The organism is Lysinibacillus sp. NPDC093712 (genome assembly GCF_050280025.1).
Lineage (GTDB): Bacteria > Bacillota > Bacilli > Bacillales_A > Planococcaceae > Lysinibacillus.
The window spans coordinates 1,177,415-1,189,390 of the sequence record NZ_JBNNUU010000001.1; the positions used below are offsets into that span (position 1 = coordinate 1,177,415).

At 37.3% G+C, this 11,976-nt stretch carries 12 protein-coding genes; 1 reads left to right on the top strand and 11 read right to left on the bottom strand.

Annotated features, from left to right (window positions below; genetic code table 11):
• Positions 1 to 311 precede the first annotated feature (311 nt).
• Positions 312 to 632 (bottom strand): hypothetical protein, encoded by a 321-nt coding sequence (locus ACQKNX_RS06130; protein ID WP_427428059.1) that lies wholly within the window; start codon positions 630 to 632, stop codon positions 312 to 314.
• 79 nt (positions 633 to 711) lie between these two features.
• Entirely contained in the window at positions 712 to 1,038 is a 327-nt protein-coding gene (locus ACQKNX_RS06135; RefSeq protein WP_427428060.1) for a nucleoside triphosphate pyrophosphohydrolase, read from the bottom strand.
• Between the two features lie 176 nt (positions 1,039 to 1,214).
• On the opposite strand from ACQKNX_RS06135, the gene ACQKNX_RS06140 reads away from it, so the two are divergent.
• Positions 1,215 to 1,835, top strand: coding sequence for a flavin reductase family protein (locus tag ACQKNX_RS06140; protein WP_427428061.1), 621 nt, complete (start codon positions 1,215 to 1,217; stop codon positions 1,833 to 1,835).
• 236 nt (positions 1,836 to 2,071) lie between these two features.
• Here ACQKNX_RS06140 and ACQKNX_RS06145 read toward each other — a convergent pair whose 3' ends face one another.
• From ACQKNX_RS06145 to ACQKNX_RS06185, 9 genes are all read right to left on the bottom strand, one after another.
• Positions 2,072 to 3,562 (bottom strand): MFS transporter, encoded by a 1,491-nt coding sequence (locus ACQKNX_RS06145; protein WP_427428062.1) that lies wholly within the window; start codon positions 3,560 to 3,562, stop codon positions 2,072 to 2,074.
• A gap of 359 nt (positions 3,563 to 3,921) precedes the next feature.
• On the bottom strand, positions 3,922 to 4,083 hold the full coding sequence (locus tag ACQKNX_RS06150; protein WP_427428063.1) for a hypothetical protein: 162 nt from the start codon (positions 4,081 to 4,083) through the stop codon (positions 3,922 to 3,924).
• A 153-nt stretch (positions 4,084 to 4,236) separates the two neighbouring features.
• Positions 4,237 to 5,475 carry a CynX/NimT family MFS transporter gene (locus ACQKNX_RS06155; protein WP_427428064.1) on the bottom strand — a complete coding sequence of 413 codons (1,239 nt, stop codon included), beginning with the start codon at positions 5,473 to 5,475 and terminating at the stop codon, positions 4,237 to 4,239.
• A 4-nt stretch (positions 5,476 to 5,479) separates the two neighbouring features.
• Positions 5,480 to 6,169 (bottom strand): FadR/GntR family transcriptional regulator, encoded by a 690-nt coding sequence (locus ACQKNX_RS06160; RefSeq protein ID WP_427428065.1) that lies wholly within the window; start codon positions 6,167 to 6,169, stop codon positions 5,480 to 5,482.
• Between the two features lie 648 nt (positions 6,170 to 6,817).
• Positions 6,818 to 7,552 carry a metallophosphoesterase gene (locus ACQKNX_RS06165; RefSeq protein ID WP_427428066.1) on the bottom strand — a complete coding sequence of 245 codons (735 nt, stop codon included), beginning with the start codon at positions 7,550 to 7,552 and terminating at the stop codon, positions 6,818 to 6,820.
• 918 nt (positions 7,553 to 8,470) lie between these two features.
• A complete protein-coding gene (locus tag ACQKNX_RS06170; RefSeq protein WP_427428067.1) occupies positions 8,471 to 9,259 on the bottom strand; it encodes a 2-keto-4-pentenoate hydratase in 789 nt (262 codons plus the stop codon).
• A gap of 2 nt (positions 9,260 to 9,261) precedes the next feature.
• Entirely contained in the window at positions 9,262 to 10,290 is a 1,029-nt protein-coding gene (gene dmpG / locus ACQKNX_RS06175; RefSeq protein ID WP_427428068.1) for a 4-hydroxy-2-oxovalerate aldolase, read from the bottom strand.
• Between the two features lie 17 nt (positions 10,291 to 10,307).
• Positions 10,308 to 11,198 (bottom strand): acetaldehyde dehydrogenase (acetylating), encoded by an 891-nt coding sequence (locus tag ACQKNX_RS06180; protein WP_427428069.1) that lies wholly within the window; start codon positions 11,196 to 11,198, stop codon positions 10,308 to 10,310.
• Positions 11,199 to 11,217: 19 nt separating this feature from the next.
• Positions 11,218 to 11,943, bottom strand: coding sequence for a 2-keto-4-pentenoate hydratase (locus ACQKNX_RS06185; protein WP_427428268.1), 726 nt, complete (start codon positions 11,941 to 11,943; stop codon positions 11,218 to 11,220).
• Positions 11,944 to 11,976: the final 33 nt, after the last annotated feature.

Here is an 11,976-nt window from a genome sequence, read left to right on the forward strand (position 1 = left end):
TTTCAATGAAATTAATATCCAAAAAACCCACTTTTGTTTTGGCATAATTTGAATTAAAAATAACCCCTATCCCCTTTAACCATTGGACATTATCTATTCCGAGTACATCTAGAGTACTAATTTTAAAAGATCTAACGAACAAAAAAATAGCAATGACCGTTATTATTGTTGGAATTGGTATTCCTGAATATTTAAGAAATGCAAAATAATAATGATTAATACTTAATTAAAAAATAAGCAAATCGACTGCTAAAACAAAAATTAACAACAGTGTCGAAGGTTTTTACCATCCAATCACCCCTTTCGCACATTTAGCTAGCAGTTTGCAGTCTTTTACGAAATACAATTAGCGTTAAAATATTCAAAATAACAGTTACGCCAAGAAGAACTGATGCAGCAAAAATGACACCTCCTGTAGTGTCCATAAGCGCACTCCAATCCTCAATATTAACGAGATGGTATTGATAGTACAATTGAAAAATAAGAGAAATAGCACAAGCACTCAAACTCAAACTAGAAAGCAATCCCCATATTTTAAAGTCGTTGTTTTTAGATTGCATAAGTCCAACGACAGGAAGTAGCCATGCAATGAGACCAATCACTAGACTGCCAACATTAAGTAAACCAATCACTATAAAACCCCCTCTTCACGCTTACAATTTCCATTTAATTAGCATTTAGACGTTTTGGTTAGACAAATAGTTCCAATTTTCATCTATCCTCTACATCAATTAAATAAATTGCCTTTTCAAAGCCACCACGTTTAGCCTTCTTCTGCTTACGAATCGCTTCTAAATCTTCATAACTTACACCTAACGCATTGATAGCTGTATGTATTAGTTCTAAAAGATCGGCTAATTCTTCAACACTGTCCTGAACGTTATTTGCCCCATGAAACTCTTTCGCTTCTTCCAATATTTTTGCTTTTACTTCTACTAGAAGCTCCTGTGGTTCTAAAATTCTTGCACTATACTTTAAACCATCTGCTTCAATAATTTCTAAAATCTGATCTCGTACTAACTTATTATAAATAGGCATTGTCATTCTCCTTTATAGTGGCATATCACACTTTTATTGTAATATATTTCTAGTTATTTTTTAGCTCTTTAATGTTAAAAAAAATTTTATAGGTAATCGACACTTCGATACAACTCGAAATATTAATATTTTACAATGAATTTTGAAAATAAGAATAATTAGTGGGAGGAATGAAAATGAAAGTAATAAAGCAAAAGCCCATCCAACATACAAAAATTATTAATCCTAAAATTTTATATTATGGATTCCCTGTAATTTTACTAAGTACTTTGAATGAGGATGGAACAGTGAATATTAGCCCTTTATCATCTTCTTGGGCATTAGGAGACTATATTGTATTAGGTATTGGCCTTGGTGGGAAGGCAATTGAAAATTTAGAACGACATCCTGAATGTGTCATTAATATACCAGACCCCTCACTTTGGGAGAATGTTGAACAGTTAGCCCCTTTTACAGGGAAAAATCCAGTTCCAGAATATAAAAAGCATAATGGCTATACTTATAAAAAAGAGAAATATGATATTAGTGGATTAACGCCTATTAAGGCTACATTTGTAAAACCTACTCGTATTATGGAATGTCCCATTCAAATTGAGGCAAAGGTTAAACACATACGTATCCCAGACTATTCTCCTCATTTTGCCATTGTCGAAACACAAGCAGTACACGTACATGCACATACGGAAATTATTATTGAAGAAAATCATATAGATCCAAATAAATGGAGCCCACTTATTTATAATTTCCGTCATTACTTTGCACTTGGAAACAAGTTAGGTAACAATTTTCGAGCATAGAAATGTCGAAGACTTAATAGAAGAACTTATAAGCAATTCCACCTAGACAATAAATTTTCTGATGCTTAACCGAAAGATTAAATGTAAAGAAAAAAGCAATCGACTTCTTTAATGCCATTTTATAAAATGGTCGCTTTTGGTCGGTTGCTTTTTCTTATTTTAGCCATGTTATAACCCTTGCTATATCAGCTACTCTTAATAACAGCCTCTACAAACATCCAATATGTTTCCCAATTTCACTTTCCATCTTCCAAACGATCTTCAATACGCTCTTCTATTACTTTCTTTTCTTCATGCCACCATAATGCTTCTTCGGGATCTTCTAAAATCTCTTTTATTTCAGCTTTCTCTTCAACAGCTGGTGGTGAACCTCGAAGTGCCATGCCTGAAGTATCTTTTAGAAAGATGGAAACAACAATAATACCGACAACAGATGCAAATATGACATAGTAGGCAGGTACCATTTCATTCATCGTTTTGCTAATTAACCATGATACAAGTAAAGGTGTTGTACCACCGAACAATGACGCAGAAATATTAAATGTAATCGCCAAAGCCCCATTCCGTACATTTGTAAAAAATAGGGAGGGCAATAGTGCTGGCATTGTTCCCTGAAAAGAAGCGGAAAATACTGCTAGAATCAATAACCCCCAAAATACATGTAATGTGTTTCCGCTAGCAATCAAATTAAACGAAGGTATACTTAAAAAGATTAGCCCGATTAACCCCCCTTGAATAATCTTTTTCGCTCCTATGCGGTCACTAAAATACCCCATTAATAGAACAATTGGAATCATAATAACCATTACAATGACAATTAATAAAAGCCCTTCTGCTTCTCCATATCCAAGAACAGCAGTTAAATGAGATGGCATATAAGATAAAACGATATAGTTTACAACAATGTAAAAGAAAACAACAAACATTCCGACAACTATTGCTCTCCAATGAAATTGTAAAATATTTTTTACAGATATATGATTATCATCTTCTGATTTTTTTTCTTTCATTGCTTCAAAAGCAGGTGTTTCTTCTAAATTATTTCGCAAATAAAAGCCAATTAAACCTATAGGGGCTGATAAGAAAAATGGAATTCGCCAACCCCAATCTAACATTGTTTCCTCCCCTAAAATATAAGTAAGTAAAGTAACAAGACCAGCTCCTGCAATATAGCCAACTAAGGTTCCAACCTCAAGACCACTTGACATAAACCCTCTTTTCTTATCTGGCGTGGACTCAGCAATAAACGTCATAGCACCCGAATATTCTCCACCCGATGAAAATCCTTGAACTAAACGTGCAATGAGTAAAAGTACTGTGGCAGTATACCCTATGGATGAATGAGCTGGAATCAAGCCAATACTCAAGGTCGCCAGCGCCATCATAACTAAGGTAATAGCTAAGACTTTTTTACGGCCTAAACGGTCCCCAAGCATCCCAAAGAAAATTCCTCCAATAGGTCGAGCAATGAAGGCAACAGCAAACGTCGCAAAAGAAAATACTAATTGCATAGGACCACTTACTTCAGGAAAAAATACTTGTCCAATTGTAGCAGCTAAATAAGAGTAAATTCCAAAATCAAACCATTCCATTCCATTACCAACAGCAGTTGCTATAACAGCCTTTCGGGCGGAACTCGTGTCAACAACAGTAATTTCTTCTTTTTTCAACTTTGGTTTCGATTTTCTTTTAAATTTTGGGCTATTAAGGTTATTGTAATCAGCCAATCGAAATCCTCCTCGTTGTTAAAATTAATTGATACTATTGTTAAGCTATCCAATATGTAATTTATTATTAATTCCTTTAAAGTAAAAAACCAAAATCCCATTAAAAATCTCTTATTCCCGGGGTATCATGCAAACATGTCTAGTCAACATTAAGTAAATTTCAATAATAAAAAGCCATAGCTCCAAGTTTTAAAATAATGGTCAAACCAGCCAACAAAATAAGCGACTAATACGATAATATGTCTGTTTCTCTTTCACTTCTTCCTATTTATATAAGAAAAGCCCTCCACAGATTATGTGGAAGGCTTTTAAAACATTTATAAATCAAATCCTACACCTTTTTAAGTTCACTATAAATATCATTGCAGATTTTTCTTTTTAGAAAAAAATCCTTCGAAAATCATATACAAAGCGAGTACGATCAAAAAGCTAAATAACCATGTGGTATTTTCTTTTAAGTCTGTCATAATTACAATCGCACCAAATAGCGTAATAAGTATTTTAATGATTAATTTGACCAAAATACATACTCCTTTCTATCCATAGAAAAATTATGATATACCCGAGTCAATTAAACTATTATTTTCAAATGGAAAAAATCATTGTTCTTTTTTATAATTTATTGGCAATAATTTCACAGCTAATTCCAACACCAAACATTCGTGTCAGGAATACTACTTCACCATAGTATGATGTTGATCTATATCATTTGTAACATATCCTTCTTTACCTGCTCCAATACCAACAATTAACAGAACGCACGAAATAAAAATGAGCAAAATAAGAGGGATTGACCATCCATCTGTTATATCATGCAGTGTGCCAACCAACACTGGTCCAACTGCCGCTAAAAGGTATCCGAAAGACTGAGCCATTCCTGACATTTCTGCTGCTTCTTTTCCATCACTTGTTCTTAGTGTGAAGAACATCATGGATAGGCTGAAGGCACTCCCCCCTGCAATTCCAAGAAGGATAGCGCAGAAAGGAACTAGCACAGAATTTCCTTGCAATAGCCCTGCAAATCCAATGATAAATAAGATTGTTGTTGTAATACTTAGACCAACTTGATTTTTCATTTTTTCCGCTAGTACTGGGACAATGAACGTTACAGGGATGAGTGCAAATTGCATTAGAAAAACCATCCAACCAGCAGTATTTGAGTTATACCCTTTCATATTTAAAATATCTGGTAACCATGTGATTAAAGTATAAAACATTAGTGATTGTCCACCCATAAATATTGTTATCTTCCAAGCGAGTGGAGAACGCCACAAACTACCTTTTTTGTTTTTTACATTAACTTGTACTTTCTCACCTTTTTGTCGTTTACTAAGTTGTGGTAGCCACAGCAATAAAGATATGATTGTCAACAATCCCCATATGCCAAGTGCACCTTGCCATCCAAAATTACCAATAGAAGCCATAGGGACACTTACCCCAGAACCAAGCGCACCGAATAGATTCATAAATATAGCGTATATTCCAGTCATCAAACCTATTTTTAGTGGAAAATTCATTTTTACAATCCCTGGAATAAGTACATTACCCATTGCAATTGCAACCCCAATTAAAATAGTACCAGAAAATAAAGCGAAAATTCCTGAAAATGAGCGAACTGCAATACCAATTATAAGTAATATAAGGGCTAAAGTAATCGTTAATTCCATGCCAATCCGATTTGCTATTTTTGGAGCAAACGGTGAAAGCAGTGCAAAGGCAAGTAAAGGCACGGTTGTAATTGTTCCTATAAGAGCATTGCTGATACCAAAATCATCTCGTATCAAAGGTATAAGTGACCCAGCAGAAGTTAAAGGCACTCTTAAATTAGATCCCACTAAGATTATACCAATAAGTAATAACCAACTATTTCTTGTATTTTTATTTACTGTGGATGATATGGCTTCCTTATTCATGTTGTTATTCCTCCATCAATTTAACAATTACTTTTCTTAATGCCTCCATATAGTTTTCAACATAGGTTGTAGCAGCTACTTTATCCTGACTACGAATGGCTGTATATAACTCCATGTGAAGTTCTTCTTCAAAGTTAAAAGGCGCATTCATTGTCAGTAAATCTTCCACAAACGAATAGATGATATCTAAAAGTGGCTCGTATAAATCAATTAAGAGCTGATTGTTAGAAGCCACTACAACGGCTTTATGAAAACGAATATCTAACTCTATAAATTGTTCTCGATTACTATTTTCAGCAGCTTGAAGCGAATCTTGAATATATGATTCAAGTTTTGCTAAATCCGCTTCCGTCCTATGTTCAGCAGCCAACTGGGCAGCCTGTTTTTCTAAAGCTAAGCGCACATCAAGGATTTCAAGCAACGCTGATTTTTTTACATAACGTTTAATTGCTGCTCCAAGAGAATTGGCAGAGCGTACGGTTGTTCCACTGCCTTGTTTCGTTTCAAGTAATCCTGCATGTACTAAGGCACGAATTGCTTCGCGAAGTGTATTACGGCTGACATCAAACTTTTCCATCAATTCCATTTCAGGAGGAATTCTTTCCCCTACTTGCCAGCTTCCCGATTCAATTAACTGCTCTATTTGAGAAGCAACCTGTTCTACTAGGTTCATTCGGTTTGTTTTTTGAATCATAATTACGCCTCCTTAAATTTGTAGGATGATTGGTATGTTGGTAAAGTTAACATAAAGAAAAAGGGTTGTCAATCCGATATACATTCTTATTAACATTGCTGAGATATATAGGTAAAATGCTCAAGTGGATTTCTAACTTGACGGTAGGAATAAAATTTCGAATTGTAAATTAAAGGAGAATTAAATTAGTGAGGGAATCATCTGCTCTAAGTTATGATAGTATCGAATTGAGAAGATGACTTAAATTTTGTAGAACGAATAACGCAAAGTAAAGATGGACTTCGTTATGTTGGAAATCAACAAATTAAATAAGAGTAAATAAGATAGATACAAATCTACTATGATTTAATTGCAGCATGTAATTAAATCATACATAAAAACCACCTATAAAATAATGGTAGTTTTTTATTGCTTTGTGCGCCCATTAGCATTAGAGGGCAGCGCTGTGCTTTAAAATTCAATTTTCTCAACATTTAATTCTCTTTCTAAGTTTGTAGCTCAGTATAAGTCCATTAAACGTATTGATTTTACTCACCCTACTTTTTCAGAGTATTGAATGTATTTTATACAACAGCTTTTCTGAATAGCCACTTTCATGTTTATAAGTTAACTGTTATATAGGTAAAACCGAAAAGAAAATCCAACAAGTTATTCTAAGCTTGTTGGATTTTTACTTTCAACAGATATAATTTGACGATTCGGCCATTCGAGTGCGTGAAGTCGCCCTCCAAATACAGCACCGCCATCAATGCCAATAATATTATTGTCACCAAAATAAACATCGTAATTTGTTGGGTCTTGATGTAACTCATATGTTTGTGTATGCCCAAAAATCACCGTTTTCTCGCCTTTATAACCAGTATGAAATTCCTCTCGAATCCATAAAAGTCGTAAGGGGTCTGTGTCCGCTAACGCTACGCCCGGCACAACACCACCATGGACAAAAATTGCATCTTCTAACTCTATATACGTTTCAAAAGTTTCTATAAGCTGTAAATGTTCTTCGAGCTTCGGTAATGTTTGAATGTAACTAGGTAAAGTATTTGTGAGAATAGCATCTTCAAAATCTTCCATATGATAGCCATAGCTAGCAAGTGTCGCATCCCCGCCATTGAGTGCAGCCCAATGATTCCAAGCTTTTGGAGTCCCTGAACGACATGCTTTTAGCATAAGTGCCTCATGATTTCCCAGTAGCACACGGGCCCCAGTGGCTTGTAGCTCAGCAACTATATTCAACACACCACATGAAGCAGGTCCCCGATCAATATAATCCCCTAGCAAAAATAGTTTATCTTGTGTAGCATCGAACTTTACCTTTATTAATAATTCTTCTAAAAGTTCTAATTCCCCATGTATATCACTAATGGCTAAAATACGTGTCATAAAAAGCATCCTTTCTAGTATAACAGGCGTTACTTTTCATTATAGAGAAGAATGGTACAAAATTCGACTTTTTTCGATTATAAATGATTGCAGAGATACCTGAAACGATAAATAGTCACCCAGGCCCTTGAACATATATTTCCCCATTTTTATATTCAGCTTTTACGCCAGAAGCAACAATTACCTGTTGCTGATCTTCACCAAAAGCTACAGCCATTCTTCTATGCTTACCTGGTTTAATTATCTGTTATAAAATATGTACACAAAAACTGGTAAGATAATAAATCTCACGATAAATTTTAGTTGCAAGGTCATTTGCTTAATGGTTGGTTTTATTCTTAATAAGAATTGGTAACGGGTTATTAAAAATAGATTGCCAAAGTTAAATTTGAAATCTTTTTTATGTGCAGGGAAATGCTGCAAAAATACAATTAATTTATATTTAGGTTCATTACTATTTAAATTCGAAACGTAAGCAAAGTAATCCTCGAATGAATCCTGGTCTTTTACTTCTAGTAAAAGGTCCATTCCCAAATAAAAAATGGACCGTCCTTCTCATAGTCAAAGAGACGGTTCATTTCTTGATTGCTATGCTTGACACTCATTATCTTTATTTCTTTTTAATAGACGGGAAAATACTACTAATAATTGCGCCTATAACAATGAAAAATATGACGATAATGAAAATTGGAAAAATATATTCCCATTCAACATATGTACACTCCCTATGTGCTGTGCCACTCTTTTCTTACATCTTCTATTCTAGTATAAGGATGCACCTATTAAATGCTACCTTTCTGCCTTTCATAAACCGTTAAAAGAGCACCTGGAAATAAAACTCCATTTCCAGATGCTCTCATTTAAAGTAAAGGAGGTTGCAATCGTCTTTTCCAATTGAATAGAAAGAAGCACTGACCTTTAATTACATGATAATGTCACACTGCCAAGCACATCGAAATTTGCTACAACTGTATCCCCTGGCTGAAAAGAAATCGCCTCAGACATCGCACCACTTAAAATAATATCGCCTTTTTTAAAGCCTTTTCCTACCTTGGCTAATTCTTTCACTGCCCACACAATGGCAGTAGCAGGATGCCCTAATACCGCAGCGCTTGAGCCTGTTTGCTCAACAGCGCTGTTTTTACTTAGTACCATGCCGATTTGCCCCAAATCAAGCATGTGAGGTGAAACCCACTTACTACCAACAATAAATTTCGCCGAGGAACAATTATCTGCGATAACATCTGCTAATGTAAAGCGAAAATCTTTATAACGGCTATCTATTACCTCAAGGGCAGGTGCGACGTATTTCGTTGCCTTTACAACATCCGCCTCTGTAACCGCCTCCCCCGCCAAGTCCTCACCTAACAAAAAGGCAATCTCAGGCTCAACTTTCGGATGAATGAGCTGTGAAAATTCAATCGCTTCCCATTCTAGTGCGAGCATATCACTATGTAAATAGCCATAAATCGCTTCATTGACGCCCATCATCCGCTGCTTTGCTTTACTCGTTAAACCTAGCTTCACGCCTACTTGCTTCGTGCCATTCTCCTCTAGCTTGCGCGCTAGTAAAGCATCCTGTATACGATAAGCCTCCTGTATCGTCAACTGTGAGTAATCGTCTGTCAGCTTGATGACTTCCTTTACATCACGCTCTGCCTCATATAAATAATCAACCATTTTTTGCTGATTTATTTGTACCGTCATTTTCACACCTCAATTCCCCTTTTTTTTGCGAGCTCAGCAGCGACATCGATAATCATGTCCTCCTGACCACCTACTACTTTTTGCTTACCTAATTCAATAAGTATATCGCGTGGATCAAGACCAAATTTCTTCCCCGCACGCTCTGCATGAAGCAGGAAGCTTGAGTACACTCCTGCATACCCTAACACTAAGCTCCCCTTTCGAATTTCTTGCGAGCCTGGCAAGAGAGGGCCTACAATATTTTCTGCGACATCCATCATTTTATATAAATCAATACTTACATCGATTCCCATGCGCTCTAGCACAGCTAATAGCACTTCTGTCTGAGTATTCCCTGCACCTGCTCCTAAACAGCGCACACTCCCGTCAATACGTGTCGCTCCTTCCTCTATAGCAACGACCGTGTTCGCCACTGCCATAGATAAATTGTTATGAGCGTGGAATCCTACTTCTATTTGCAACGATTGTCGTAAAGCGTGCACACGCTCACGCACCTCATGCGGCAGCAATGCGCCAGCAGAATCTGTTATATAGACCGCTTCAGCACCGTAGCTTTCCATTTTCTTCGCTTGCTCCACTAACTTTTCCACAGATGCAGAATGAGCCATCATTAAAAAACCGACTGTCTCCATCCCTAGCTCGCGTGCCTTGCTCATATGTTGTGCTGACACATCCGCCTCTGTTACATGTGTAGCAGCACGCACTAAGCGAGCACCTAAGTCATTTGCCTGCTTCAATTCGTGTACAGTTCCGATCCCTGGTATTAACAGCACAGCAACTTTTGACTTAGTACATGCAGCAACAGCTGCTTCAATGAGCTTCATCTCATTAACGAGTGATTTGCCATACTGCAAAGTGGATCCTCCAAGGCCATCTCCGTGACTTACTTCTATATAATGCATACCTGCATCATCTAACCCTCTCACAACATCTCGTACTTGCTGCTCTGTAAATTGATGTGCCACGACATGACTGCCATCTCGGAGGCACACTTCTGTTAATCGAATTGGTTTATTAACTTGCGAATTCATGTATTCTGCCCCCTTTCTTAATGCGCCTCTAATGTCGTTCTCTCTAACATGGCCCGCGCAAAATCTTCCGCAACACGTGTCGCAGCAGCTGTCATAATATCTAAATTCCCTGCATATGGTGGGAAATAATCTCCAGCACCTTCTACTTCTATAAAGATTGTTACACGATTGCCATCAAATAATGGCTCCTGTCTTAGACGATAGCCTGGCACATATGCCTTCACTTTCTCTACCATTGTATAAATAGAGTCGCGAATTTCCTCTTCTTTCATATTTTTCACTTCACAATAAATCGTGTCTCGCATAAGGATAGGTGGGTCTGCCGGATTTAAAATAATGAGCGCTTTTCCAGTATTTGCTCCACCTACTTCTTCGATTCCACGGCGCGTCGTAATCGTAAACTCGTCAATATTTTCCCTCGTCCCCGGACCTGCACTTAAGCTTGAAATAGTTGCCACAATTTCCCCATATAGTACATCTGCAACTTGGTTGACCGCATAGACGATTGGAATCGTCGCCTGGCCACCACACGTAATCATATTGACATTGTGTAAATCGAGTAAGTTTTCCGTAGTCCCCACTGCCGGACAAAAGAACGGTCCTCTTGCTGCTGGGGTTAAATCAATCGCTAAAATCCCGAGCTCCTTCAATACTTTCGCATGGCGTACGTGAGCTTTTGCTGATGTGGCGTCAAACACTATAGTCGCCATGTTAGGGTTGGCAACGATAGCTTCGATGCCATTTGAATATGTCGAATACCCTTTCTCTGCTGCACGCTTCAAACCTTCTGATTGTGAATCTATGCCAATCATCGCCACAACTTCAATCACTTCACTGCGCTCTAATTTATAAAGCAAATCAGTGCCTATGTTTCCTGTGCCTAGTATAGCCGCTTTGATTTTGCCCATATCCTTCTCTCCTTTCACATTATTCAAAGTGAACCGTTACTGTACCGATGCCCCCAAATTTTGCTTCAATACTATCTCCAGCATTTACTGCAACTGCCGCAGATAAAGCGCCAGGTAAAATAAGCTCGCCCTTTTTAAGTGTAATGCCAAACTCATGTAATTTATTTGCCAACCAAGCAATAGCGTGTGCCGGGTGTCCCAGTGCAGCAGCCCCTGCCCCTGTCGCGAGTAGCTCCCCATTTTTGTAAAGTGCCATACTTGCTGTCCGTAAATCAACTTCATTTACCTTCGCCTTTTCATGCCCGACGATGACCTTTGCAGACGAGCCATTATCAGCTACTGTATCAATTAATGTAATGCGCCAATCCTCTACTCTGCTATCAATTACTTCAATTGTCGGCACGATGTAGTCAGTAGCCATCATGACATCGAGGAAGGTTACATTCGGTCCTATTAAATCCTCTCCTAGTACGAAACCAATTTCCGCCTCAATTTTTGGGGAGAGCATGCTAGTGACTTTTACAATCGCTTCATTTTCAAACACCATATCATCTAATAAATGACCATAATCTGGCTCGTTTACATGGAGCATTTTTTGCATAGCTTCGCTTGTTAAACCAACCTTTTTACCAACTACGTGTCGACCTTCGTCCAGCTTCATTTTTACTGTTTCAAGCTGTATTTCATAAGCATCCTTTATGCTTAAGGTTGCATCCGATTCTGTTAAAGGAACTATGCTTTGCATTGTTTTTTCAGCTGTCAGTAATTGTGTGGCATA